This is a genomic window from Candidatus Amarolinea aalborgensis (assembly GCF_900491745.1).
In the GTDB taxonomy this organism is placed as follows: domain Bacteria; phylum Chloroflexota; class Anaerolineae; order SSC4; family Amarolineaceae; genus Amarolinea; species Amarolinea aalborgensis.
The window spans coordinates 170,396-195,128 of the sequence record NZ_UETR01000003.1; the positions used below are offsets into that span (position 1 = coordinate 170,396).

21 protein-coding genes and 2 tRNA genes are annotated in these 24,733 nt (G+C 60.6%); 13 read left to right on the top strand and 10 right to left on the bottom strand.

Annotated features, from left to right (window positions below):
* Positions 1-513 precede the first annotated feature (513 nt).
* On the top strand, positions 514-1,986 hold the full coding sequence (locus ACPQ6D_RS05500) for a type III PLP-dependent enzyme domain-containing protein (RefSeq protein ID WP_423223297.1): 1,473 nt from the start codon (positions 514-516) through the stop codon (positions 1,984-1,986).
* A 73-nt stretch (positions 1,987-2,059) separates the two neighbouring features.
* Here the strand turns inward: ACPQ6D_RS05500 and melA are convergent, their stop codons facing one another.
* The 3 genes from melA to ACPQ6D_RS05515 form a co-directional block, all read right to left on the bottom strand.
* Positions 2,060-3,841: an alpha-galactosidase gene (gene melA / locus ACPQ6D_RS05505; protein WP_423223298.1), complete on the bottom strand. Its 1,782-nt coding sequence runs from the start codon at positions 3,839-3,841 to the stop codon at positions 2,060-2,062.
* 64 nt (positions 3,842-3,905) lie between these two features.
* Positions 3,906-3,981 (bottom strand) — tRNA-Glu (locus ACPQ6D_RS05510).
* Between the two features lie 156 nt (positions 3,982-4,137).
* Positions 4,138-4,929, bottom strand: coding sequence for a class II aldolase/adducin family protein (locus tag ACPQ6D_RS05515; protein WP_423223299.1), 792 nt, complete (start codon positions 4,927-4,929; stop codon positions 4,138-4,140).
* A gap of 189 nt (positions 4,930-5,118) precedes the next feature.
* Here ACPQ6D_RS05515 and ACPQ6D_RS05520 point away from each other — a divergent pair, with 189 nt between their 5' ends.
* From ACPQ6D_RS05520 to ACPQ6D_RS05530, 3 genes are read left to right on the top strand one after another with little or no spacing between them, the layout of a single operon-like run.
* Positions 5,119-6,417 (top strand): nitrilase-related carbon-nitrogen hydrolase, encoded by a 1,299-nt coding sequence (locus tag ACPQ6D_RS05520; protein WP_423223300.1) that lies wholly within the window; start codon positions 5,119-5,121, stop codon positions 6,415-6,417.
* Between the two features lie 10 nt (positions 6,418-6,427).
* A complete protein-coding gene (locus ACPQ6D_RS05525) occupies positions 6,428-7,024 on the top strand; it encodes a BglII/BstYI family type II restriction endonuclease (RefSeq protein ID WP_423223301.1) in 597 nt (198 codons plus the stop codon).
* A complete protein-coding gene (locus tag ACPQ6D_RS05530) occupies positions 7,025-7,693 on the top strand; it encodes an MT-A70 family methyltransferase (protein WP_423223302.1) in 669 nt (222 codons plus the stop codon).
* Positions 7,694-7,807: 114 nt separating this feature from the next.
* Here the strand turns inward: ACPQ6D_RS05530 and ACPQ6D_RS05535 are convergent, their stop codons facing one another.
* On the bottom strand, positions 7,808-11,860 hold the full coding sequence (locus ACPQ6D_RS05535; RefSeq protein WP_423223303.1) for a DNRLRE domain-containing protein: 4,053 nt from the start codon (positions 11,858-11,860) through the stop codon (positions 7,808-7,810).
* A 154-nt stretch (positions 11,861-12,014) separates the two neighbouring features.
* Here ACPQ6D_RS05535 and ACPQ6D_RS05540 point away from each other — a divergent pair, with 154 nt between their 5' ends.
* Positions 12,015-13,406, top strand: a complete 1,392-nt coding sequence (locus ACPQ6D_RS05540; protein ID WP_423223304.1) for an endo-1,3-alpha-glucanase family glycosylhydrolase — start codon at positions 12,015-12,017, stop codon at positions 13,404-13,406.
* 101 nt (positions 13,407-13,507) lie between these two features.
* Positions 13,508-14,047 carry a hypoxanthine phosphoribosyltransferase gene (gene hpt / locus ACPQ6D_RS05545; protein ID WP_423223502.1) on the top strand — a complete coding sequence of 180 codons (540 nt, stop codon included), beginning with the start codon at positions 13,508-13,510 and terminating at the stop codon, positions 14,045-14,047.
* Between the two features lie 60 nt (positions 14,048-14,107).
* Here hpt and ACPQ6D_RS05550 read toward each other — a convergent pair whose 3' ends face one another.
* Positions 14,108-15,481 carry a dipeptidase gene (locus tag ACPQ6D_RS05550; RefSeq protein ID WP_423223305.1) on the bottom strand — a complete coding sequence of 458 codons (1,374 nt, stop codon included), beginning with the start codon at positions 15,479-15,481 and terminating at the stop codon, positions 14,108-14,110.
* A 54-nt stretch (positions 15,482-15,535) separates the two neighbouring features.
* Between ACPQ6D_RS05550 and ACPQ6D_RS05555 the strand changes: the two genes are divergently transcribed.
* Complete coding sequence (locus ACPQ6D_RS05555) at positions 15,536-16,858, top strand: peptidoglycan DD-metalloendopeptidase family protein (RefSeq protein WP_423223306.1); 1,323 nt, start codon at positions 15,536-15,538, stop codon at positions 16,856-16,858.
* Positions 16,859-16,935: 77 nt separating this feature from the next.
* Here the strand turns inward: ACPQ6D_RS05555 and ACPQ6D_RS05560 are convergent, their stop codons facing one another.
* The 5 genes from ACPQ6D_RS05560 to ACPQ6D_RS05580 all read right to left on the bottom strand — a co-directional run bounded on the left by ACPQ6D_RS05560 (position 16,936) and on the right by ACPQ6D_RS05580 (position 19,885).
* Complete coding sequence (locus ACPQ6D_RS05560) at positions 16,936-17,778, bottom strand: LysM peptidoglycan-binding domain-containing protein (protein ID WP_423223307.1); 843 nt, start codon at positions 17,776-17,778, stop codon at positions 16,936-16,938.
* A 244-nt stretch (positions 17,779-18,022) separates the two neighbouring features.
* Positions 18,023-18,223 (bottom strand): hypothetical protein, encoded by a 201-nt coding sequence (locus ACPQ6D_RS05565; protein WP_423223308.1) that lies wholly within the window; start codon positions 18,221-18,223, stop codon positions 18,023-18,025.
* A gap of 39 nt (positions 18,224-18,262) precedes the next feature.
* Positions 18,263-18,550: a hypothetical protein gene (locus ACPQ6D_RS05570; RefSeq protein WP_423223309.1), complete on the bottom strand. Its 288-nt coding sequence runs from the start codon at positions 18,548-18,550 to the stop codon at positions 18,263-18,265.
* Between the two features lie 42 nt (positions 18,551-18,592).
* A complete protein-coding gene (locus ACPQ6D_RS05575) occupies positions 18,593-18,763 on the bottom strand; it encodes a hypothetical protein (protein ID WP_423223310.1) in 171 nt (56 codons plus the stop codon).
* Positions 18,764-18,898: 135 nt separating this feature from the next.
* Positions 18,899-19,885, bottom strand: a complete 987-nt coding sequence (locus ACPQ6D_RS05580) for an ROK family protein (protein ID WP_423223311.1) — start codon at positions 19,883-19,885, stop codon at positions 18,899-18,901.
* A gap of 176 nt (positions 19,886-20,061) precedes the next feature.
* Here ACPQ6D_RS05580 and ACPQ6D_RS05585 point away from each other — a divergent pair.
* The 6 genes from ACPQ6D_RS05585 (at position 20,062) to argF (ending at position 24,716) form a co-directional block, all read left to right on the top strand.
* Positions 20,062-20,137 (top strand) — tRNA-Arg (locus ACPQ6D_RS05585).
* A 190-nt stretch (positions 20,138-20,327) separates the two neighbouring features.
* Positions 20,328-21,227, top strand: a complete 900-nt coding sequence (locus ACPQ6D_RS05590) for a diacylglycerol/lipid kinase family protein (protein WP_423223312.1) — start codon at positions 20,328-20,330, stop codon at positions 21,225-21,227.
* Positions 21,228-21,378: 151 nt separating this feature from the next.
* A complete protein-coding gene (locus ACPQ6D_RS05595; RefSeq protein WP_423223313.1) occupies positions 21,379-22,281 on the top strand; it encodes a hypothetical protein in 903 nt (300 codons plus the stop codon).
* Between the two features lie 44 nt (positions 22,282-22,325).
* Complete coding sequence (locus ACPQ6D_RS05600; RefSeq protein ID WP_423223314.1) at positions 22,326-22,985, top strand: HD domain-containing protein; 660 nt, start codon at positions 22,326-22,328, stop codon at positions 22,983-22,985.
* 11 nt (positions 22,986-22,996) lie between these two features.
* Positions 22,997-23,758, top strand: a complete 762-nt coding sequence (locus ACPQ6D_RS05605) for a fumarylacetoacetate hydrolase family protein (RefSeq protein ID WP_423223315.1) — start codon at positions 22,997-22,999, stop codon at positions 23,756-23,758.
* A 37-nt stretch (positions 23,759-23,795) separates the two neighbouring features.
* On the top strand, positions 23,796-24,716 hold the full coding sequence (argF, locus tag ACPQ6D_RS05610) for an ornithine carbamoyltransferase (protein WP_423223316.1): 921 nt from the start codon (positions 23,796-23,798) through the stop codon (positions 24,714-24,716).
* The last annotated feature ends 17 nt before the right edge of the window (positions 24,717-24,733 follow it).

Below are 24,733 nucleotides of genomic sequence, written 5' to 3' on the forward strand. Positions count from 1 at the left end.
GCGCACGAGCTTTCTAGAGGTTTTATGGACGTTTGCTCTACGAAGCGGGTGTTTGACGCAGAAAACAGCGTGGTAGAACACGACCGGTCAGGTAGGCTGGGCGGCTGAGGCGCGTCTTCTCAACTCACTGAGTGATCCAGAAGACTTTTTCTCCGCCGCCGGCCCGCAACGATTCAGATGCGGGCTTCTTTCTGCCCTCTGCACGATCCTACGAACGCTGCGCCGTCCTTTGTTGACGGCGACTCTTGCGCCAACCAATCCCGCTCACATCAGGTAACTGTATACTTTTTTGCTGCGTACGCGCCTGCCTGGCGCGCCGCGGAGCAACGCTGGGTGTGTGAATCATCTGCCTGGCGTTTTGTGTGTGTGTGCCCGCGCGGGTGAGCCGCATGGGCACTTTCGGGCAGCGGTTGGCTGCACAGACATCGCACAGATCATAGGAGGGCATTGGTCCAGTTGCAGACGTTTGCTTCTTTCATGCAGTCCCGGTTCCATCGGTCGCCGGAAGGTCACTTGACCGATTTCATGTCCCGTCAGCAGGGCCACCTGATGCTCGGTGGTCGTGTTGACTTGAATGTCCTCGCGGCTCGCTATGGCACGCCGTTGGAACTGGCGTATCTGCCGCAAATCACGCGCCAGGTGCATGCCATGATGGGGTGGGCGGCCCAGGCCGCGCGCACGACGGATTACGCGGGAACGTTCTTGTACGCGTACGCAACGAAGGCCAATTTTGCCGCCGACGTCGTACGCACAGCCCTGGAGGCCGGCGCTCACTACGAAACGTCGGCGGCTGCGGACGTGGAGATTGCTCACCATCTCTGGAAGCAAGGCATTCTAAAAGCAGACCGCATGCTGATCTGCAATGGGTCGAAAGAAGCACATTACACGGACGCCATTCTGCGTCTGCGTCGCGCCGGTTTTTCGCAGGTGATCTCTGTTCTCGATGACCTGGAAGAGTTCGCCACGCTGCGCGCCTGCCCACTTCCTATGCAGTTTGGGCTGCGTGAGCGGGAGGCCGGCAACCGTGATGGCTCTCATCCGGGGAACGATCGTTTTGGGCTGACCGCCGCCGAAATGGACGCCATCACTGCTGGAGTGGCAGGCACGCCTCATGCCGTGGTGATGTATCATGCCATGATTGGCAGCCAGGTGGAGAATGCCGATCATTTTCTGACCACGCTGCGCGCTTCAATTCGCAACTACTGCGAACTGCGCCAGCGTGTGCCGACGCTGCGTTTTTTCAACTATGGAGGCGGCACCCCCACCTCTGGCTACCGGCTCGATTTTGAATTCGACTACACCGGCTTCTTGACTTTGCTCATGGAAGAGATGCGCGCATTGTGCGCCGAGTATCGCGTGCCGATGCCTGACCTGGTGGGTGAATTTGGTCGCTATACGGTCGCGAACCACAGCCTCTTCCTCTTCGACGTGGGACAGGTGAAGGCCGGGGCTGAGGGACAGCCAGACTGGTATCTGATCAATGGCAGCCTGATGGTTTCGGCCCCTGACAGCGTGCTGGTGCCTGACCAGCGCTTCATCATCTTGCCGCTGGATGGCTGGGATCGCCCTGTGCGCGCGGTGCGGCTGGGCAGCCGGCGCACGTGCGATTCGGACGATGTCTATCCGAGGCCGGGCAATGCGCCGCTGATGCTGCCCGACTCCGGCGTTGGTACTGTGATTGCGGTCTGCGGTATTGGCGCGTACCAGCAGATGATCTCTGGCCGCGGCGGCGCTCACCACTGCCTTAGCCCGGAGCCGCGACGTATTATTTTTGAGGAGAAAGAGGGTCGTCTGGTGCAGCGCGTGGAAGCCGCACAGTCTCAGGCCGACCTGATGCGCCTGATTGGCTATCAGCCGGCGCGCCAGCCCGCGCCCATACTGCCTGTGCACCCGCCCATGTGGGCGCCGCTCACGGCCAGCCGCCGGGCCAAGACCGTGCGCCTGCGCCAGCGTCCGGTCATCGCGCAGGCAGGCATCCCGACCTGACTGCACGATGTCACCCTGCCGCTGTGCAGGGATTGGAACGTTGCCAAGAACCAGCCGCACGGCTGGTTCTTTTTTATTCGTCCCAGTAGCTCAGATCGGAGCGCTGCGCTGACCACATCTCTGTGAACATGGCGTCAATGTCGGCCGGTGCACAGACGGCGGCGGTCAGGGGATCAAGCTGTAAGGCATAGCGGGCAGCTTGAAGATTGCGCGCCAGCAGCGCCTCGACGACCAGCTCATGCACGGCCATGTGCGCTCGGTTCAGCGCGGCCAATTGCGGCGGCAGCGGCCCAAAGTGCGTGGCGGTCAGCCCATGGCGGTCCACCAGCACCGCGACCTCCACGCAGCCATCGGGCAGATTGTCAATCAGCCCCTGGTTGCGTACATTGCCGTAGATGACCGCAGGCCGGTCGAGTTGGTGCGCCTCGATGATATCGGCCGCGTATTCTTCGCTGCGGGCCAGGCTGATTTCGGCCTGACCCGCCAACAACGCGCGGATGGTTTCATCGTTGGCCTGGCGCCAGCGCGGCCAGTTGTTGGCATAGAAGCCCGTTTCGCCCCGATAGCCAGCACGGCAGTAGCGTTCGATCAACTCAGGTCGCTTGCGGAAATAGGGCACATACTCCGAGAAATGGCCGCTCGACTCCGTGACGAAAGCGCCGAAAAAGCGCGCGATCTCGAAGCGAATGGGATCGCTGTCATAGATCTCTGGGTCGCGCGCCCGTTCGAGCAGGCGTGGATACTGATCAACGCCGTTGTGCTCCAATACGGTAAACCAGGCGTTGTGGTTGATGCCCGCGCAGCGCCAGTACAACTCAGCATAGGGCACATCCAGATAGTCTGCCAGTTGGCGGGAGGTGCCCTGCACGGAGTGGCAAAGCCCCACCACGGGCAGGCGCGTTGTCTTGAGCGCGGCCAGGGTCAGGATGGACATTGGGTTCGTGTAGTTTAGGATTATCGCGCGCGGGCTGAGCCGTTCAATGTCGTGTACGATGTCCAGCCAGGCCGGGCCCGTGCGCAGCGCTTTGAAGATGCCGCCCGGCCCAATCGTATCGCCAATGCATTGATTGACCCCATACTTGAGTGGAATATCGAAATCGTGGCGCACATTCGCCAGCCCGGCTACTTCAATCGTGTTGATCGCATAGTCACAATCGTGTAGGACGCGTGTGCGATCCGTGCTGGCTTCGATACGCCACGGCTTTTGACTGAGTGCAATCAGCCGCTCGCCGATCTGCTGCGCCAATTCCAATCGCTCGCTGTCAATATCCACCAGTGCGAAGACGCCGTGATGCATCGTGGGAATTGCCAGGATGTCGGTCATTAGTTGGCGGGCAAAGACGGTGCTGCCGGCGCCGACGATGGCTATCTTCACCGGGCGCTGTTGGCCGGACGACGGCATTGCGCCCGCAACCTCGATTCGCTCCTGGCGCCAGGCGGGCATGTCCGCAGCGGCGGCTGGTGTCACGGGAATGCTGGCTGCTGCCCGCGCGGTGTCATCAATCGGAATGTCCACATCCCCCACCTCGGCCGTGGCGACGTGAATCTCCAGCCGATGTTTTTGGCCCACCGCCAGCGGTTTGCCCACGATTCGGACGCGCACCTCGATGCCCCTGCTCAGCTGTAGGGGCGCCTGCGCCTGGATTGTGGTCGCCGATCGCTCGCGGCCATCATGCCCGCTCACGAAAATCGAGCTTGCGCCATAGGCGTCGGCATCGGCCGTGATCTGGTTGAGGGCAATCACCGTGACTGGCGCGATGTTGTTCTTGACCACGAACTCGAAGCCGTCACTGCGGCTGCGGAGACTTTGGGGGAGGTAGAGTTTGCGTAGGATGAACTTGGGAAAAGCCGACATGATCCTCACCGAAGGTGCTGACTAAGCAAAATCCTCACCGATTGGTGAGGATTTGCCTGCTGCCTGGTACCCCCAAGGGGATTCGAACCCCTGTCTCCACCTTGAAAGGGTGATGTCCTGGGCCTCTAGACGATGGGGGCATCCCATAATTCTTTCCAGGACTGGGGCGATTCTACCAGAGATGCGCGCGCCCGTCAAATCTTTGGGCCGTTATGGCGATGCTTCTCGCGTCTGGGAAACAGGGCGACCACGACGACGGCATGCACCGGCGCGGACGGCGCCCGGCCAATGCGCCGTTAGCGCGATTCAACCAGGCAGCGGCCGTTGCGCAGGCACACACCGCATGTTTCGCACAAATCTTCCGCCTGACCAGGCTTCATCAGGCCTTTATCTTGCCGCCATTGCACGAGTTTTGCCACTTCGTCCGCGGGGAAGGGGCGCTCCTGGCCGACCTGCACCAAGATGCGCGTGATGTTGGCGGCTGATTCCAGCTTCTCCAGCTTCAGATAGGCTTCGAACGGCGTCCCGGCCACGGTCACAGAACCGTGGCGCTGCAAGATGAGCGCATCGTAACGTTTGATCAGGTCACGAATGACCACCGCGCCTTCGGCGGAGGCCGGCGTTGCATAATCGGTGGTGGGAATGAGACCCATGCCCATGATGACCTCCGGGAGCAGGCAGCGCGCCAGTGAAATGCCAGCAATGCTGAGAGCGATCGCAATGGGTGGGTGGGCATGGACGACGGCCCCGATGTCCGGACGTTGGCGATAGGCTTCCAGGTGCAACAGCATCTCTGAGCTGGGCCGTAAGCCGCGAGCCGCGCCGTGCTGCGAACCAATGACCTCGAGCTGGTCGTTGACGATGAGCAGTTGGTCTGGCTCAATGAAGCCTTTACTGAAGCCGCTCGGCGTGACGAGATAGCGACCGGCTGCCAACTTCACCGAGACGTTGCCGTCGCTGGCAATGGCGTAGCCTTTTTCCCACAACAGACGGCAAACGAAAACGACCTCTTTACGCCAGGACAGCTCCGTCATCGGCAGTGGGCGACCCGCATTGGTCATCGGTCGTTCATAGCGCGGCTGGGCCATGTATCCTCCTCACAACAGTCGAATCTCAGCGTCTCCATCTTAGCACGGTCGCCCCAAAATCCCAAACCCAAATTCCGATAGCATGGTAGACGTCATTTTACCTGCTCTCCGCTTCCTTCCGCATTTTGTCTGCCGCCGCGGCCGTGCTACAATTCTTGGGTGACTATGTCCCGATGGGTGGGGGGAGCGATGGACAATGTGATCGTTTGTGTCGTGCAGCAAAAAATGCGTTTACCGGCCGACCTGGCCGACTTCGAGAGCGAACTGCGGCGTTTCTTGCGCGTCGCGCAGGCCAAAGGCGCGCAGTTGATCGTATTTCCCGAATTGGCCGGCATGATGGCCGCGCCGCCCCTGCTCAACGGACTGCGCGCCGGTCTCTTGAAGCAGGCTGACCGCGGCCGGCAAAGCCGCGTGAATTTTTGGGAACGCGCGCGCAGCAAAATGGCGGCGGGAACCGCGGGCCTCCTCGGCTCTGATTTTCAGCGGGAATTGGGCCGCTTACTGGATCAAAACAGCCAAACGCTGTGGGACAGCTATGCTGAGTTGTTTGGCCGTCTGGCCCAGGAAGTGAGCGCGACGATCGTGGCGGGCAGCCTTTACACGGTGGACAGCGTGGATGGCGGGATCCGCAATGTCGCTACCGTGTTTGGGCCGCAAGGCGCGGTGCTGGGCCAGCAATCACGCGTGGTGATGGCGGGCGAAAATGCCGCATTGGCCGAAGCTGGCGACGGCTGGGGCGCCATTTCGACGCCAGTGGGGCGCATCGGTCTGCTCTTGGGGTCAGATGTTCTGTATCCAGAGACGGGACGCATCCTGGCTTACCAGGGCGCAGAGATGCTGATCAGCCTGGGCGCGTGTACAGAGCCGGCCCTCTATCATCGCCTGCGTGCGGGATTGCTGGCGCGGGTGCAGGAGAACCAACTCTACGGCGCGATCAGCTTTACCGTAGGCTACAACCCGTTTACGCCAGGCGAGACGGAGCCTTTCATCGGCCGCAGCGCCATCTGCGCGCCGCTTGAGTTCACCAACCGCTACACGGGCATCATGGCCGAAGTGGGCGCAGAAACCACCGAGGGCATCCTGACCGCGGCGTGGGATTTCGCGGCGCTGCGCCAGTTATGGGAGGCGGGCGCGGTGCCTGTGCGACGCACGATTCCGCTGGCTATTGCGGCGCCTATTTTGACCAGTATTTACCAGCGCGGCGCGGGCCAACTGCCGTCTCCCAGCGATGCGGTCACGCCCTTATCGTTGCCTGCGCCGACGGAGGCGTCCGAAGACATCTCCCCACCGGCAACGCCAGAGGCTCCTGCTGCGCTGGATTCGCGGCCCACCAATCCAGATCGGCCCGTCAGCCTCGACGACCTGCCGGTCATGGCTTCCAGCGAAGCGCCGCTGGAGCCGCTGGCCGAGGAGGTGCTAGAAGGGACGTCGGAACCGGCTACAGAGCAAGAACCGGCCAAGCCCCGGCGTTGGCCCTGGCAGAGGTGAGGCATAATCCATGACGCCAGGAATTGAATTACACGTCCCAGCAGATCTGCGCGAACTGTACGATGTGCATGAGTATCGGCATGCCGCTGCGCTGTTATTCAGTGAGTTTCCAGATCTGTACAAAGAAATATGCGATGGACTTCGCATCTTCAGGTTTACCAAGGCCCAAGTCGTTGAAAGCGGGGGGAACGAAAGCGAGATTCCCAAGACTTTTTCAAGTATCCTGCGTCCCAGAGGCTGGATAGAAGGGAAACTGAGTGCTGCGCTCGTTGTGGACAACCAGACTGTCCAACAAGATACGCACAAGATTGACTACATCAAAGGCCGCGTCGCTTTCGATCTTGAGTGGAATAGCAAGGACCAAACGTTTGACAGAGATTTGTTCGCTTTCCGTACTTTCTTCGACTACGACAAGATCAGTGTTGGAATTATTGTGACGCGTAGCGAGGACCTGAACTTGCTGTTTCGCGAGCTGGGTATTACCCAGAAATACGGGGCAAGCACAACACACCTTGGCAAGTTGCTGCCACGTCTAAAGGCGGGCCGTGGCGGCGGTTGCCCGCTGCTCATTTTTGGCATTACACGCAAACTGCTGAAGGAGAATTAGATGTCCAAGACGGCCGCTGAAGACCTTCTTGCACAGGTTCACGGCAAATTTGGCACCATTCTTGCCGATCCTCCATGGCGATTTCAGAACCGAACGGGCAAGATGGCGCCTGAGCATCAACGCCTGAGACGCTATGCGACCCTGGATTTCGAGGAGATTTACCAATTGCCGGTTGGCGAGTTGGCTGCCGAACAAAGTCACCTCTACCTGTGGGTTCCCAATGCCCTCTTAGCCCAGGGACTTGAAACTATGAGCCGCTGGGGTTTCACGTATAAAACGAACCTGGTTTGGTATAAGATCCGCAAAGATGGTGGGCCTGACGGTAGAGGGGTCGGCTTCTACTTCCGTAACGTCACCGAGCTTGTGTTGTTCGGAGTGCGTAATTCGCTGCGCACCCTTCCGCCAGGAAGACGACAAGTAAACCTGTTCCGATCCATGAAGCGCGAGCACTCACGGAAACCTGAAGAACTGTACGATATTATCGAGGCGTGTAGCCCTGGGCCATTCCTGGAACTGTTCGCGAGGCATTCTCGAGAAGCATGGTGTCAATGGGGCAACGAAGTGGCGGAAGATGACCTTGATGCGCTGACTTCTGAGCCAGACAACCGCGCCGAGGGCATTCAACTCGCTTTGCTGGATGCACATGCCGCCGATTGGCGCGCTGGATGAGCTGCGGTTCCCGGACAAAGGCTGAAACAGTTCGCCCTGCCTGAGACTCAAGGCAGGGCGAACTGTTGATTTTGGGCAGCGACGCTGGCGTCTCGTCGAGCCTGATGGCTGAATCTACGGCATGCGATACACGATCACCAGGCGCGGCCGGCCGGCGGTGGGCGGACCGGAGGGCCAGACTCGTTCTGAGCTGTTGAAGCCAACCTGCACACTGGCAGGCCCATCGCCTTTGAGCAAGAATCCAAAGTTCGCAGTTGGTTCGCGCAGCCAGAGCCTGATCGCTTGCGTAACATCCCAGCGCACCCAACCTGATTGATCCGGCAGACTCTGCACATCAAGCGCGGTGAGGTCGTGATCCAGGCTGCTGCTGGCGCCGGGTAGAGCCCAGGGCTGGCCGGTGTTGGCCTGCTGCCAGGTCAGCGCGGCCGCCGCCCAACCCCGGCGCATCATGTGCGCGCTGACTGTCAGCGGCGCGCCGTTGGAACGATCGTGCAAGTACAGCTCCAGCCACGCGCCCAGCACCTCGGCCTCCGCAGGCAGCGCTTCTTGGTTGAAGGACAGAAGTGCGCGTGCCACGGTGTCCTGTGAGCTTGAACCCACGCGCAGAATGGACTCTGAGGCATGGGTCGTGGATGGAGAGCCTGCGCTCATCCAGGAATCATTGACGCCAAAATAACCGCGCACGCCCTGCTGCAGGATCAACGTTCGTGCGTCGGGAACGGCAATGGGCGTCGGCGAGGGTGTTGCGCTTGGCGTCGCCGTGGGCAGCGGGGTCATCGTGTAGGTGGCCGTGGGTGTGGCGGTCGGCACAGCGGAGTTCGTGGTGTAGACCAGGCTCAGGCGCGGGCGTAAGCCGGCGTCGCGGCCATATTCACTGCTGGCAAAGCTGACCAGGACCGTGTCGTTGTTGTCTGTCTGCCCCTCCAGTAGCAGCCCCCGGTTGGCAGCTGGTTGGTTGACCCACAGTTGCACGATACGTGTCACATCAAACACGCGCCAGCCTGAGTAGCTGTTGATCACGCTGCGCATGAGTGGCTCATTCTCACGGTCGCTGTTGGCGCCCGCGACGCCCGGTCTGCTCCAGAGCAGCGGGCCGCCGACATCCTGCATCGCGCGGTTCCAGGTTACGTCTGTTTCCCACCATGTGCGCAGAATTCGATAAACCGAGAGGTTCATCGGCGTGGCATTGCTGCGGCTGACCTGGTACAGTTCCAGGGTCGCTTGTTGGATGACGGCGCCTGGCGGCACGGTTTGCAGGTTGAAATGAACCAGCCCTTTCATGTCGGCGGCGGCTGGCCAAATGTCGTTCGACCAACGGATGTTCAGATAGGCGTCATCGCCGTGATTCGCGTCAGGCGCATACGAGTCAATCCGAGCATCCTGCATGCCGGTGTAGCCCTCTCGCCCTTGCTGCAGGACCAGCGTTTGCCAGTAACCCGGCGTTGGCGTGTTGACGGGCGTTGGCGTCGGCGTGTAGGTTGGCGTGCTGGTGGCGGTTGGCACAGACGGATCGGTGGTGTAAGCAATGCGCAGGGTGGGCCGCGTGTCCACCTGCCAATGGGTGCTGCTGCGGATGTCATAGTAGGCGGTCTGGTTATCCAATCCTTCAATCATCAACATGAAGCCGTAGTTCTGCCCAGGGTTGTTGAGCCAATACTGCACCAACGTAGTCATGTCGAGATTGACCCAGCCGTTGGGTTGGTTGATGATCTGGGATATCGTGGGATCGGTCAAACGGTCAGTCTCCGAGCCGTCGGCGCCCGGTCGCGTCCACGGACCGCCAGTACTGGCATTTTGCCAGGTGGCTTGATATTCCCACCAACGACGCACCATGCGGTATACCTTCAGATTGACCGGATGGGGATTGGAACTGTAGGGAATGTACAACGACAATGTTGCGTCGCGCACCGGGGCGCTCCACGGAATGCTGTCCAAGCCGAAGCGGATCAACACGCGTTGGTCTTCGGCCGGATCGTCGAAATCGTCGCGCCAGCCAACGGTGAGGAGAGAAAACGTGCCGCGGTTGGTGGTGGGCTGCCAACGCACCAGGGTTGTGTCTTGCACATCGTCGAAGTCATACAGTCCCTTGCGGAAGGTGACATTCTGCCAGGGCGTCGCCGTGGAAGCTGCCGTTGGCGTTGGCGTGGGCAGGTCACGGTCTGTCGAGTAGACGACGCGCAGCAGCGGGCGTAGATTGACTTGACCATTCTGTGAACTCAAGAAGGTGTAGGCTGCATCGGTGCCGTTCAAGCTGGTAATTGCCAGGAGCATTCCGTAGTTTTCGTCTGGATTGGCAATCTCGAACTGCACCAGTTCGGTCACGTCCAGGGCAACCCAACCGTCGGACTGCGTGAATACCGTGTCGGCATTCGGCTCGCCGGCGCGATCGTGGCTGATGTGATCCGCGCCTGGCAGTCCCCATTTTGCTCCACTGACTGGTCCCAGCCAGGTCGCCTCGGTTTCGTTCCAGGGCCGCAGGAGACGCCAACCGCGCAGCTGCACAGGTTCGCCTTCTGGCCCAGCCGGGACGAAGAAAAACATCTGCGCCTCGCGCACGCGCGCCGTGGTTGGCACATCATCCAGATCGAAGCGCACCAAACTGCGCTGCGTATCTGGCCGGTCATTGGGGCTGCGGCGCCATTGCAGCGTGAGGTAAGAGTCAGCGCCCAACGGCAGGGCCGGTTGCCAATAACTGATGGTGGCATCGTCGGCAACGTTCTCTCCATAGCGCCCCTCCTGCGCCAGTTTGACCTGCCATGAGCCAGGCGCGGCATGGCTGATCGTCAGGCGCGGGCGCAGTTCGGGCGATGGATTGTCAGCTGCGGCAAAGGTGTAATGGACGGTCTCCCAGTCCAGCCCTTCAACTTCCAGGATCAAACCGAAGTTGCGCTCGGGCGAGGCCGTCCAGTTTCGCACCAGGTTGGTCAAAGGGATATGCACCCAGCCCTGATCCTGGTTGATGTCCACTTCGACCGCGGGCGCGGCCTCGCGGTCTGCGCCCAAACCGGCAGCGCCGGCCGCAACCCAGATTCCCGCGGTTTCGGTATGGGGTCGCGTCCAAGTCACCGTGGCTTCGGACCAGTGACGCAGCATTCCCCACACGCGCAGGCGCGCGGGCGTCGCCGTGCTGCGCCGCGTGACGTAAAGACTGAGCGTGGCTTCGTTGACCGTGTCCGTGGATGGAATCTGCCACAGATCTACCCGCATCAGGGTGCGGTCATTTGGCCCAGGCCAGTAGCTGATCCAACTGACAGTGGTTTCCGGCCGCGCCCCGTAATTTGTATTCGGCGTGCCGCTGGTGATGGTCGCATCATAGAAGCCCTGAAATCCGTTCATGCCTTGCACGAGCGTTGTCGTAATCCACGGGTTTGGGGTAGGCAGCGGCGTGGCCGTATCCATCGGGAGTGGGGTGACTGTTGGCGTATCGGTTGGCGTGGGGGTAAACGTCGGTTCCAGCGGATCGGTCGTGTAACTGATCGTCAGGCGCGGCCGCTGCATGGTTTGACTGTTCTCGCGGCTGGCCAGATTGAAGCGTGCAAAAGCGCCTGGTTCGCCCGCGAGTTGCAAGATCAAACCAGCATTGTTGGCCGGCTCGGCGGTCCAACGCTGCACAAAGGGCAGTATGTCGAGTGTGACCGTGATCGAGCGGCTGTCCGCATGACCGATCGTCTGCAGCGCGTCGCGATCTGCGCCAATGGCCGCCGCGCCTGCTTGCTGCCAGGGCGCGCCGGCCGCAGCTTCTTGCCAGGTCGCTTCGTTTTCCACCCACGCGCGCAGCAGCGGCGCCGCGCTGATGGTCACCGCGCGCGTTGACGTAATGTCCGTTGCTGTCAACTCCAAGCGCGCGCTGCCAATTGTGGCCGTGATCGGAATCGAACGGAGATCGAACAGGAGCAGGGCGCGGCTGCTGTCTTCGGAATACGCCTGCCACTCCAAAGTCAGCGTGTTGCGCCAGCCATCTGGTTGGGCGGGGGTCAATGCGCTCAGGGTCGTGTCACGGCTGCCAGTGTAGCCGGCAGCGCCTTGTTGAAAAACAACGGTTGTCCATTGGGGTGTCGCCGTGGCCGATGGAAATGGGGCAAAGACCTGTGCAAGAACAATGAAGACGACGATCAGGGCGACGGGCATTCCCAACACGGCAACTCGAGTTGACAGGCGCCTTGTCATAATTTTCTCACCTCATGCGTGGTTGAGCCGATTATACTCGAAAGCAACCGAAAAACCGAAAACGACCACGTACGTCGTCATGACGTGGTTTTGGGCTTTGATTGACCTTTGGTAGAATGATCGCGGTCCATGCGACCGGAAAATGTTGAGGAACATGCGAAGACCTATTTCACAGAAACCCCCTGATGAGAAACGTGCGCAAGCCGCGCCGCGCGCCCGTCTCTACTGGGCATTGGCCCTGCTGATGACCCTCTCGTCGCCAGCGGTCATGGCCGCGCCGCCGCGGCAGCCGGCAGCTTTGGGCGGCGAGCGCCTGGTGTTGGCGTTTTACTATAACTGGTTCGATGAAAACACCTGGCGCCAGGACAAAGTCCCTGATTTCCCGGCTGCACTCTATGTATCACGGGATCGTGCGGCGATGGCGCGCCAGATCGAGCAGGCGCAGAGCGCTGGCATTGATGCGTTTGTTGTGAGTTGGTACGGCCCACGTACGGAGAACAATCAGACCGAAACCAATCTACGCATGCTGCTCGATGAGGCCGCGGCTAGAAACTTTCGCATAGCCATTGACTTCGAGACTCAAGGGCCATTTTTTGGATCAAGCGGCGATGTGACTCAGGCCTTGCGTTCGCTCTTAGCGACTCATGCCAACCACCCGGCGTATCTGCGGGTGGACGGCCGTCCGGTCATTTTCTTTTGGCGTCAGCAGCGCTTTGGAGTGGGGGCATGGCAGGGGCTTCGTGATGCGGTTGATCCCGGACGCCAGGCCTTATGGATCGCGGAAGGCGTGGATATTAGCTTCCAACAGGTTTTTGACGGACACCACCTTTACAGCGTGGCCTGGTCGGCCGATCCTGGCGTGCATTTGATCAAGTGGGGGCAGCGCGTGCGCGCCGCCAGCCAGACCTGGGGACGCAAGATTTGGGTAGCCACCGTGATGCCGGGTTACAACGATACGCGCACTGGCCGCGGTGATGCCTTCATTCGGCCGCGCGACGACGGCGCTTACTATGCCAAGACCTGGAATGGCGCACTCGCAAGCGGCGCGGATTGGGTTATCATTACGTCATGGAATGAATGGCCGGAAGGAAGCTACATCGAGCCAAGTCAGGCCTATGGCAGTCGCTATCTGGATTTGACGCGCGATTGGGTCGCACGCTACAAGCGTGGGGAAGGCGCCGCGCCCGCGCCCGCGCCCGCGTCTACACCGCGACCGACCCCGACGCCCGCGCCCACACCTTCTTCGCCCCAGGTGGTGGTGCGCGGCGATGTGATCAATCTGCGCTATGGACCTGGCACCGATTACCCGGTGTTGGAGCAGTTGGCCGCTGGCAGGCGGTTGCCCATCGTGGGTCGAGCGCCCGCGCAGGCTGGCAGGGGCGCGTGGTGGCAGGTGTGCTGCACCACGGATCAGCGCGTTGGCTGGGTGGCCGCCCAGCTCGTAGACGCGCAAGGCCCGTTGGCGCAGGTTCCCGTTGTGTCGCCGCCGCCCGCGCCGCGCGTGCGCCCGTGGAACATACCTCAAGAGGCCATGACAAGTTCATAACAGCCTGTGAGGTTGGGCATGATGATGAGTCGTTGGAGGAGGAAAGGATGGAGAACCGTTTGAGCGCCGAGGCCGCATCTACCGGCCAGGATCCCGAAGGAATGGAAGCCGACATCTTGCGCATTTTGATCTCACGCGAGGCCTTGCAGGCGCGTGTAAGTGAGCTGGGTGCGCAGATCAGCGCCGATTATGCGGGCCGCGACCTTTTTTTGGTTGCCGTGCTCAAGGGGAGCGTTGTGTTCCTGGCCGACCTGATGCGCGCAATCAGCATCCTGCATCGGATTGACTTCATGGCGACATCGAGCTATGGCGCTTCGACCCAATCTACGGGGGTCGTGCAGATTCTGAAGGACCTGGAAGAGAGCATCGAAGGTCAGAACGTGCTGATCGTCGAGGACATCATTGACAGCGGGCATACCTTGGCCTATTTGCGGCGCTTACTGTTGGCCCGCAACCCCGCCTCTTTGTGCATCTGCTCGCTGCTCGACAAAAAGGAGCGCCGTGAATCGGACGTGCCTGTGGATTACATCGGCTTTTCCATTCCGAACGAGTTTGTCGTCGGGTATGGGCTTGATTTCAACGAGATGTACCGCAATCTGCCGTTCATCGGAGTATTGAAGCCGGAAAAGTACCGCGTTTGAGTTTTTTCGGGCGCCTGCGCTGGCCTTTCGACCGGCGCAGACACCCGATGGGCCAGCGCGTTAGCCGCGCAAGCCGTAGAAGAAGTGAAGAATGGTGGCCACGCCGCGGCGAATCTGGGACAAGCTCATTTTCTCGTTGGGGCTGTGCAGACCATCATCGGGCAGGCCAAAGCCCATCATCAGCGAAGCCATGCCGAATTTCTTCTGCAGCAGGGCCACGATCGGAATCGAGCCGCCTTCTCGCACAAAGAGCGGTTCTACGCCGTAGACGGCCTTGTAGGCTGCGCTGGCTACTTTCATGGCGGGATGATCTCGACTGACGCTGGCGCCAGGGCCAGACTGGATCGGCTGGATCGTGACGCGCACAGCCGGCGGCGCCAACGACTGCAGATAATCGCTGAGCAGGCTGCGGATCTCCTCTGGGTCTTGATCCGCAACCAGGCGACAGGAAATCTTGGCGACCGCACGTGAGGGCAGCACGGTCTTGATGCCGTCGCCGGTGAAACCGCCCGCAAAGCCGTTGATTTCCAACGTGGGCCGGCTGGTGGTGCGTTCGACAATGGTATAGCCAGGCTCGCCCCAATCAGTCGGCGGCTGACCAGCTTCAGCCAGCCATGCGGTGCGATCAAAGGGCAGCTGTGCCAGGCCGGCCCGATCTTCATCTGTCAGCGGGCGCACGCGGTCATAGAAATGCGGAACGGTGACATGACCATCGGCGTCGTGCAACTGCGCCAGCATCGTGCTCAGCGCCTGGATGGGATTTTGCACCGCGCCGCCAAAGATACCTGAGTGCAGGTCTTTGTGTGGTCCGGTCACCTCGATATGCAGGGCCATCAGCCCGCGCACGCTGGTGATGATGACGGGACAATCAGGCGCCAACATGTGCGAATCGGAGATGAGACAGACATCGGCCTGGAAGCGATCGTGATGGGTATCGAATAGGGCGTCCAGGCTCGGACTGCCGATCTCCTCTTCGCCTTCGATGATGAACTTGACATTGACCGGCAGGCGGCCATCGGCCTTGAGCATGGCTTCGACGGCGGCCAGGTGGATGATCAACTGGCCTTTGTCGTCCGCGGCGCCGCGGGCGATGAGATTGTCCCCTTCGATGGTTGGCTCAAAGGGGGGAGTGCGCCACAGTTCTGCGGGATCCGCTGGCTGCACATCGTAATGACCATAGCAGAGGACTGTGGGCTGGCCTGGCGCATGCAGCCAGTCGGCATACACCACCGGGTTGCGGCCGGTCTCCAACACACTCGCATGTTCGAGACCAATCTCTTGCAAATACGCGCTGACCCAGGCGGCTGCCTGTTCAACGTCCGGTTTCGCTGCCACCACGGTGCTGATACTGGGGATGCGCAGAAGTTCTTGTAAGCGCAGGAGTCGCTGCGGCTCGCGCTGCTGAGCTACAGCGAGCGCTTCAGTAATGGGCATAAGAATTCCTCTAAAAGAACATGATTGACGCGATTATCGCATAGGAAACAAGGCATGTCAAAACCGATGCCAAAATACGGCTGGATGGGACGCTTGCTTTTTGGCTTGATCCTCGCCTTTGGTTTGAGTCTGTGGGTCAGCCCTGGGCTAACTGCCTCTGCGAGCGATGTCTGGGGCAAAGAGGCCGCGCAGGCGGGCGCTACGGTGCATGTGGTGGCGGCCGGTGAAACGCTGAGTGCGATTGCGGCGCGTTACGGCGTCACCACGGCTGCGCTGGTTGAAGCAAACAAGCTGGACAATCCTGACCGCCTGGCAATCGGTCAGCGCCTGGTGATCCCGCCGCGCGCTGGCCCTGACCAGGCCGTCAATGTGCGGCCGCGCCTGCGTTACCTGGTTCAGCCTGCAGAAACATGGGACAGCCTGGCGAAGAAATTTCGCATAGCGAAGAGCCTATTGAAACAAACCAATATACCTTTGTCTAAAATGTCACTGGAGCCTGGCGGCGTAATCGAAGTTCCAGTCCTGCTCGATTTCTCCGCATTGGGCGTTGATCGGTTCGACATCGCGCCAGCGCAGCCCCAGCAAGGGGACGCGGCCGCTGTTGTCGTGTCCGCCAACCGCCCGCTGACGCTTGCAGTTCGTTACAGCGGGGAGGATCTGGCACCGGTGGCAGGCGGCGTGGGGCGCGTCTGGGCCTTATTCGGCATTCACCCCTTCGCTGCGCCAGGCCTGAGCTGGTTGGATGTGGATATGGATGGCCTTGACCTGCCAGCTTGGCTGCGCTCGGAACCAGACGATCAGCGACTGCACCTGCGTTGGCCTGTGCCGGTGCAGCCTGGCCGCTTTGAGACTCAGCATCTGGTGCTGCCTGCGGACAAAGGCGAGCTGCTCAATCCCACGCTGGTGGCGCGCGAACGAAACACGTTGAACATCATCTGGTCTCAGCACGATCTAGCGCCGCAGTGGACAGGGGTTCTTACGCGGCCGCTAAGCAGCGAGTTTCAGGTTACGTCGCCGTTTGGCACGCGACGCAGCTACAACGGTGGGCCGGTGGCAAGTTTTCACGAGGGGCAGGACTTTGGTGCGCCGGCGGGCACGGTTGTCGTGGCGCCGGCGCCGGGCGTGGTGGTTTTGGCAGAAACACTCGCCGTGCGCGGCAATGCGGTCATTCTGGATCACGGCGCCGGATTACACACAGGTTACTGGCATTTGTCGCAGATCGCGGTCAAGGTGGGGCAGCACGTGAAGAGCGGTGAGAAAATTGGCGAGGTGGGCACCACAGGACTTTCCACAGGGGCTCATTTGCATTGGGAGATGCGCATCGGCATGACGCCAGTCAACCCGTTGACGTGGCTCGAGCGCGTGCTCCCTGAGTGAGATGGGTTGGCCGTGTAAAAACCAGAGCCAGACCGCAGAAGGTCTGGCTCTGGTTCAGTTGAAATCGGTTCGGCCGATCAGCGTTTTTCCCACCAAACGTGGATTTCAGCCATACCTGTGCGCTCGAAGTATTCTACGACGATCGTGTGAGCGCCCGGATTGAGCACGACATCCCGGTAAAAACCGGTGACGGCTTGCTCGCGCCATTCATCAATCTGGTTCGCGCCGTCTACCCACAAACGCACTCCGTCGTCGCTGCGTGCATAGAAGCGGTAAGTGCCGCCGCTAAAACTGGCGCTGCGACTCCACTGCACCGAGAAATGGTCGGCCATCACGCTGGCGGGTGCAGGCGATCCAAAGCCCCAATTGAAGTTGATGGCCGCGTCGCGGCGGGTCAACACCGGCGATCCGCTCAGATCTTCGTTGTTGTAGAATTTGGCTGTCCACGGCGCGCTGCTCGGAGGTGGGGGCGTTGGGGGTGTCGGCGGCGGTGGATTGCACGGAATGCGCAGGCGTTGTCCTACATAGATACGATTGATGTCGCCAATCTGATTGGCTGCGCGCAGACCAAGGACTGAAACATGGAAACGATTGGCGATTTTTACCAGGGTATCGCCTCGCGCAACCACGTACGTGATCGGGCACGCTGGCGGTGTACTGCCGCCCGGAATACACAGCACCTGCCCAACATGAATTCGGTTCAGGTTGGTGATGCCATTGGCGCGCGCGAGCGTCCAGACGTCGGTATGGTAGCGGGCAGCAATCTTGGTGAGCGTGTCACCGGCGCGCACGGTGTAGTATGTACTACAACTGGCTGCCGCTGGCGCCGGATCAGCGGGCGCAGCCAGCGCGGCAAATGGCGTGACCAGCATAAGGCCGGCCAGCATGACGATGAACAACGGTCGCAGTCGTGTCTTCACGGCAAACCCTCCTAACCAAAACTCGCTTGTGTCTCTTGGCGGCGTCGCCTCTTCGCCTCAACTGTTTCGGGAGCCTTGTCGTGCATTTCTGCTGAAATGACGGCCGCCAACTATTCTGCAAGCAGACCTGGGCTTCCTTTTCTAGCCTCAGGAACAAGGCGCAAGTAGCGCCTGCTTGCCGCATAGTATGACGCCGCAGGCTGTAAAAAGTGCCGCGCCTGCGGCGGCCTTGAGGCCGCAAAGCCTAGACTGCTTCGATCAATTCGCTCATTTGGCGGGCGACGCCGAGCAGACTAATTCCAAGTTTCACCCAGTCGCCCGGCTGTAGGCGGCTTACGGCACTGCTCTCTGGTTCATCACGGTTCGTGGCAATCCAAGCCAATACGACGCCGAAGATGGCGCCAATGATGAGACCAAAGACGAGACGTTGTTGTCTTTTTTCCATTGTGCTGTTGCTCCTTGAGTCAGAAATGAAATGGCGCGCCTAACGTCGCAAAGAACGCAGAAGGGCGCGTCCGGTCGTGGTCCACTGAGCGTAGAAACTATGGGCGCGAATCACCGGAGTTGCGGCTTTCTCCGCCCCGCCGTCAACCAGCGCCTGCGCCCATCGCACCTTGGCCTGTGCTTGCGGCGCAAAGGCCTGCGTTTTGCGCTTGAGCGCCAGGGTGCCGCGCACCGCAAAGAACATGATGATGAGGGGGACCAGGCACATGATGAACGACAGAATGGAGAGAATGATGAGCGACGTATCGCGCAAAGCCTGAATCAACATGACGATCTCCGTTCTAGAAAGGACGCGGTTTGGGCGTGCGCATCAATGCGGATCATTTTCTACCGTGGGGTCGGCATTCGTCCCTTGCCCGCGCGGATTGCGGGATCTGCGCTGCAGCGGTCCTGGCTCAATGATGGCGAAAATGGTCATGATGACCAGGATGGCAATCAAGACAAAGCCGATAATTTCCCAGAAGGTCAAATAGAAAACCATTTGTTCTTTTCCTGCGTTGTGTGCGCGCCGCCATCGGGCATGGCCGCGGTCCGTGGCCCCTGCGCAGGGCGCACAACCGTGGATGAAAACAGGCAATCCACGGTGATCCGTGTTCATCCGCGGCCTATTTTCAACTCAGACGCGCGCCATAGTCTGCTTCTGACGATGGCTTTCAGCCTCAGCCAGGGCCACGGCCCCGATCAAAACCACATCGTCGCCCAGGGCGGCTGGCACGATGGATAGGCCTTCCCAATACTGCCGCGGCGCGCGGGCGCGAATCGTCTCCCAAATGACGTCGGTGAGCATCGTTCCTGCCTTCGAAACGCTGCCGCCCAGCACAATCATGCGCGGGTTGAAAAGGTGCAGCAGGCTGGTAATGCCCACACCGAGATAGAAACCGGCGCGGCGAAACTCCGCTTGCGCAAAGGCGTCGCCGGCCTTTGCCGCATCGTGCAGTTCCTTGGCGGTGATCCGCCCTAAGTCGCCGGCCACCATGTCTGTCACCATGCTGACCGCGCCTTTGCGCAAGCCGTCAACCGCATGCCTGGCGATGCTGGGGCCGCTGGCATACGATTCCAGGCAGCCTGTGTTCCCGCAAAGACAGCGGATGCCTTGCGCCTCGACGGTCATGTGACCCACCTCGGCGGCAAAGCCGTGACTGCCCAACAGCATCTCGCCATGCGAAATGATGCCGCCGCCAACGCCGGTGCTGACCGTGATGTAGATCATGTCGGACATGTCGCGACCCGCGCCAAAACGATTCTCGGCGAGGGCAGCCAGGTTGGCGTCATTGCCCAGGAAGGTCGGTACGCCATAAGCTCCGGCAATGATATTGCGCAAAGGCACCATCTCCCAACCGGGCAAGTTGGGTGCAAACACGATGACGCCGGGGGTCGGATCGAGCGGGCCAGGCGCTGCAAGCCCAATCGCTTTGACGACGCCGATGTCTGGTTTGGGCCACACCTGGTCAATCAAGGCTTTCATGCGGCCAATCACTGCATCCTGGCCCTCATCCGCCTTGGTGGCCGTAGCCACACGTTTATAGATTTGTCCTGTGGCGTCGCTCAGTACTGCTCGCACTTGGGTGCCGCCTAAATCAACCCCAACCACATACGAGTGCATAGTTTACGACTTCTCCTCCAACGTCTGTTGAAAAAGTTCTGACGGTTGAATTTACGTCTTAAGTATACCACAGCCTGCGCGCAGATGTGCATTTTTGACTACCAACAAACACGTGATGGGCATCGCAATTAGCTCATTTGTCAACCTGACAGGGGTTTGGTAGAATCCAGACTGACGCCCTCGTAGCTCAGAGGATAGAGCAGCTGTCTTCTAAACAGCGGGTCGCAGGTTCGATTCCTGCCGGGGGTACCATCTAGCCTGCAAGCGGGCGTAAAGTGCACGTTTTTCCTCAAGTTGAAATGGAGGATCTGATCCCCACTTGCATGATACCATGCGCTTTGCGCTGCACTTCTTGTGCAGTTTGGCAGGGCGCATGGTATTTTGTCTAGATGCGCCAGATGAGCGTTGCCCCATATCCCACAACAGGAAAGAAGGAGATACGATGGACACGATCAAGGTGATTCTCAATCCGTATGCAGGCCGCTGGCTGGCCGAGCGTTCGCGTGGCGCCATTGAGCGCGCACTGACGTCTCTGGATATTCCGTTTGTGCTGGAAGTGACGTCCAAACCAAACGCGGCCATTGAGATGGCGCGCCGGGCCAGCCACGACGGATTCCGGGTGGTCGTGGCCGCCGGCGGCGATGGCACCGTCAGCGAAGTCGTCAATGGCCTGGCGTTGGCCGCCGATGATATGGGCAAGGCAACTGCGGGCGTCCTCGGCGTGCTGCAGGTGGGATCCGCGAACGACATGGCGGAGATCGCAGGCGTGCCTAATCAGCTCATGGCGGCGTGTGAAGCAATCAAGCGCGGCCGCACGCGCCTCATTGACTTAGGCGTCGTCAACGGCCGCTATTTCGACAATAACGTCGGCGCCGGGTTCGAGGCCCAGGTCACGATTGAGAGCCGCAAGATCAAGCGCCTGCGCGGCACCTTGCTCTACCTCATCGCTGTCATTCGCGCCTTGGCGCACTATCCCTCGCCGGTCATGCGCGTGACCTGGAACGAGGGCGAGGTGACCCGTCCCTTGCTCATGGTCTCTGTCGGCAACGGACGACGTACGGGCGGCGGTTTTTTCGTCACCCCGGACGCGATCCAGGATGATGGCTTGCTCGACCTGGGCGTCGCTAATGCCCTGCCGCGCCTGCAGATTCTGAAGCTGCTGCCCAAGGTCATGCGCGGCACGCACAAGAATGACCCAGCCATCATGCTCACGCGCACCACCCATGTCACCGTGGAATCAGACTATCCGCTGCCGGTTCACGCGGACGGCGAGGTCATCTACACAGACGCCAAACGCCTCGATATTTCCATCCAACCTGCCCGGCTGGAGCTGATTGTCTAAGCGCATCGCAGGACGAGAGAGCTGATCGGCTGGCGGCGCTGCGGGCCGTAACGCCCGCCTTGGCTGATACGGACATCGGGCTGGCTTTGTGGTATAATCTGCCAGCATTGCTGGCTGGGCAGCAGAAATCGTTCCAGGAGACCGGGCCAGGTTGGCACAAATCAGCAGCACAGAACCGGAGATCTCTCCGATCACTTCCCGGTTGAGCGCCAGAGATGACGCGCGCATCGCTTTGATTGGCGCGCCTTTGATTTCGCTGCGGGTCAACATGAGCCCGGTGATCTGGCGAATTGGCCCAGCCTGGGTGGTCTTGGCGGCCGCGTGGCATGGCCGGCCGGCCGCCTGGAGCGGCTTCTTTCTTCTGCAGCTGGCGACGGCTGTCATCTTAGCCGATTCAATTTGGGGCGCGTTTTGGAATGTCCTGCGCCATGATCCTGGCGCGGCGCCGATGGCAGTCCCTGCGCCGCATAAACAGATGCGTTTACCGTATGCAACCCCTCACGCGCCAGCGGCGCGCTTGGCGCGTTGGCTCAGCGACGAAGCGCAGCCCGGTCATGCGCTGCAAGGTTGGCCGTTGGCGTTGATGCTGTCTGGGCTGCTGGCGCTGCCCCTGGGACGCAGCGCTTTGATTCTGACGGCGGCGGTTGTTCTGGTCAGCCTGCTGGGCCTGGCTTGGGTTCGACGGCGGCATCGTGCGCCCGCCAGTCTGCAAGCGCTCATGATGGTGACGATCCCGTGGCTGCTCGGTCAGTCGCTGGTTGGTCCCATGACGACGCTGACCTTGCCGCTGGTTGTAGGCTTCACCGTTCTCGTGTGGGGCCTTGTGCGCAGCGCGCAGCACACACCGGTGACTTGGTTAGCCCCAGTCGGGTTGCTGCTGGTCGTTTGCACCTTAGTCGTGCAAGGAGCGCCGGTCGCCGCTGGCCTAACCGGCATGGCAGCTTCGATTCCATTTTGGTTTGGCTTGGGCCGCCCAGGCGCGCTGCGGCCGGCCGATTGGGCGCAAATCCATCCCTGGTTGCTGATCACCCTGGCAGTGGCGGCCGCCGGGTAGTGAGTGCTAGAGGCTGAAACAAGGAACGTTTGATAGGACAGGCCATGGTGACGATTGAACAGGTAAGGCAGGACCCCGAAGTCGCGGCGTTTATTGACCGGGCGAATGAGAGCCTCAAAGCCCTGGGTTATACCGAACACGGCCCCCGTCACGCGGGCCGCGTGGGCAAAGAAGCAGCGCGGGTGCTGGCCGAACTGGACTTCAGCGTGCGCGATGTTGAGTTGGCCGAGATTGCTGGTTATCTACACGACACCGGCAACTTGATCCATCGTGATTACCACGCACTTTCTGGCGCGCAAATCGCCTGGCAAATACTGCGGCGACTGGGAATGCCGCCAGACGAAGTGGCCCTGGTGATGGGCGCGATCGGCAATCACGAAGAAGAGCGTGGTATCCCAACCAACCCGATTGCCGCGGCGGTCATCATTGCGGACAAGGCCGATGTGCACCGCAGCCGCGTGCAAAATCCAGATCGGGCCAGCTTTGACATTCATGATCGCGTGAACTTTGCAGCCACGCGTTCGACTGTCTTGGTGGACCCGGAGCAGCGCACGATCACCCTGGCCTTGAACATTGACACCAGCGTCGCGACGGTCATGGAGTATTTCGAGATTTTCCTGAGCCGGATGGTCATGATGCGCAAGGCCGCGGCGCTGCTGCACTGCCAGTTTCACCTGGTAATGAATGACACCGAACTATCTTGATGAGGCAACCGATGCGAATTGTCCGTTATGAACATCAGACCAGCCGCGGCTACGGTCTCGTCGAAGGCGACATGATTCGCCCGCTGGCTGGGCCTCCGTTCGACGGCGTACGCATGAGTCGCGGCGCGGCCGTGCCGCTGGCAGACGCGCGACTGCTGGCGCCGTGCGAGCCGAGTAAGATCGTGTGTATCGGCCGCAACTACGCGGCGCATGCCGCCGAGCACCACGCGCCTGTGCCTACGGAGCCGCTGATTTTTCTCAAACCGCCCAGCGCGCTCCTGGCCCCAGGCGAGGCCATCGAACTAACGCCGTTATCGGCGCAGATTGAGCATGAAGGGGAACTGGTTGTGGTGATTGGCCGCCGCTGCCGGCATGTGCCGGTGGAGCAAGCGTTCGATGTGATTTTTGGCTACACCTGCGGCAACGACGTCACTGCACGTGACTTGCAGCGCAAGGACGGTCAATGGGCGCGCGCCAAGGGTTTCGACACCTTCTGCCCGCTTGGTCCCTGGATTGAAACCGATCTCGACCCGATGCACGCCGCGGTGACATGCCTGGTCAATGACGTTGTACGCCAGCAGGGAACGACCGCCGACCTGATCTTTTCGGTCGCCCAACTCATCGCCTACGTCACGCAGGTCATGACCCTGGAGCTAGGCGACATCATGATGACCGGAACCCCCGCCGGAGTCGGGCCGTTACAGGCGGGAGATCACGTGGTGGTGCGGATCAGCGGCATTGGCGAACTGCGCAACCCCGTCGTTTCGTCTTGAGATAGAACTCACACTTTTTTCAAGGAGAGTCGTTCTTATGCGTCACTTGTTAGATATCAGCGATCTGTCGTCCGATGATGTGTGGCAGATCTTGCATACAGCCGAAACCCTGAAGGCGGAGTGGCGCCAGGGTGGCAACGCGCCCATTCTGCGCGGCAAGGCCCTGGGCATGGTGTTCCAGAAACCTTCGTTACGCACACGGGTGTCATTCGAGATGGCAATGCAGCACCTGGGCGGTCACGCGCTCTATCTCTCGCCCAATGAAATCTCGCTCGGTGCACGCGAGAGTGTGCCCGATGTGGCGCGGGTTCTTTCCCGTTACGTAGACGCCATCATGGCCCGCACCTTCGATCATCAACATATTCTGCAATTGGCTCAATACTCGCGCGTGCCGGTCATCAATGGCCTGTCTGATTTCAGCCATCCCTGCCAGGCGCTCAGCGATCTGTTTACGATCTACGAGAAATACGGGCGCTTGGCGGGACTCAAATTGGCCTACGTGGGTGATGGCAACAATGTGGCGGTCTCTCTGGCGCAAGCCAGCGCCAAGGTTGGCATGTCTATCGCCATTGCATCGCCCCCTGGTTTCAGCGTGGCGCCCCAGGTTGGCGCGGCCGCGGCCGCTGAAGCAAGTAAGCAGGGCGCGGACGTCGTTTTGACAACCGATCCCCAGGCGGCGGTGAGCGGCGCGGATGTGATCTATACCGACACGTGGACCAGCATGGGTCAGGAAGCAGAGGCAGTCCGGCGGCGTCAGGTCTTCCCGCCTTTCCAGGTGAACGAGGCACTTGTCGAGGCCAGCGGCAATGACGATGTCATCGTCATGCACTGCCTGCCGGCGCATCGCGGCGAGGAAATCACCGACGCGGTGGCTGATGGGCCGCATTCGGCGCTGTGGGATCAGGCCGAGAATCGCATGCACTGTCAGAAAGCAATTTTGGCCCTCCTGATGACCTGAACTGGTACGTGAGGGCG

Excerpts from the sequence above, each read along its gene's own strand:
- melA (WP_423223298.1), bottom strand. The coding sequence starts at position 3,841 with ATGTCGGCTTTTCCCAAGTTCATCCTACGCAAACTCTACCTCCCCCAA.
- ACPQ6D_RS05515 (WP_423223299.1), bottom strand. The coding sequence starts at position 4,929 with ATGGCCCAGCCGCGCTATGAACGACCGATGACCAATGCGGGTCGCCCA.
- ACPQ6D_RS05520 (WP_423223300.1), top strand. The coding sequence starts at position 5,119 with ATGGACAATGTGATCGTTTGTGTCGTGCAGCAAAAAATGCGTTTACCG.
- ACPQ6D_RS05525 (WP_423223301.1), top strand. The coding sequence starts at position 6,428 with ATGACGCCAGGAATTGAATTACACGTCCCAGCAGATCTGCGCGAACTG.
- ACPQ6D_RS05530 (WP_423223302.1), top strand. The coding sequence starts at position 7,025 with ATGTCCAAGACGGCCGCTGAAGACCTTCTTGCACAGGTTCACGGCAAA.
- ACPQ6D_RS05535 (WP_423223303.1), bottom strand. The coding sequence starts at position 11,860 with ATGACAAGGCGCCTGTCAACTCGAGTTGCCGTGTTGGGAATGCCCGTC.
- ACPQ6D_RS05540 (WP_423223304.1), top strand. The coding sequence starts at position 12,015 with ATGCGAAGACCTATTTCACAGAAACCCCCTGATGAGAAACGTGCGCAA.
- hpt (WP_423223502.1), top strand. The coding sequence starts at position 13,508 with ATGGAAGCCGACATCTTGCGCATTTTGATCTCACGCGAGGCCTTGCAG.
- ACPQ6D_RS05550 (WP_423223305.1), bottom strand. The coding sequence starts at position 15,481 with ATGCCCATTACTGAAGCGCTCGCTGTAGCTCAGCAGCGCGAGCCGCAG.
- ACPQ6D_RS05555 (WP_423223306.1), top strand. The coding sequence starts at position 15,536 with ATGTCAAAACCGATGCCAAAATACGGCTGGATGGGACGCTTGCTTTTT.
- ACPQ6D_RS05565 (WP_423223308.1), bottom strand. The coding sequence starts at position 18,223 with ATGGAAAAAAGACAACAACGTCTCGTCTTTGGTCTCATCATTGGCGCC.
- ACPQ6D_RS05570 (WP_423223309.1), bottom strand. The coding sequence starts at position 18,550 with ATGTTGATTCAGGCTTTGCGCGATACGTCGCTCATCATTCTCTCCATT.
- ACPQ6D_RS05575 (WP_423223310.1), bottom strand. The coding sequence starts at position 18,763 with ATGGTTTTCTATTTGACCTTCTGGGAAATTATCGGCTTTGTCTTGATT.
- ACPQ6D_RS05580 (WP_423223311.1), bottom strand. The coding sequence starts at position 19,885 with ATGCACTCGTATGTGGTTGGGGTTGATTTAGGCGGCACCCAAGTGCGA.
- ACPQ6D_RS05590 (WP_423223312.1), top strand. The coding sequence starts at position 20,328 with ATGGACACGATCAAGGTGATTCTCAATCCGTATGCAGGCCGCTGGCTG.
- ACPQ6D_RS05600 (WP_423223314.1), top strand. The coding sequence starts at position 22,326 with ATGGTGACGATTGAACAGGTAAGGCAGGACCCCGAAGTCGCGGCGTTT.
- ACPQ6D_RS05605 (WP_423223315.1), top strand. The coding sequence starts at position 22,997 with ATGCGAATTGTCCGTTATGAACATCAGACCAGCCGCGGCTACGGTCTC.
- argF (WP_423223316.1), top strand. The coding sequence starts at position 23,796 with ATGCGTCACTTGTTAGATATCAGCGATCTGTCGTCCGATGATGTGTGG.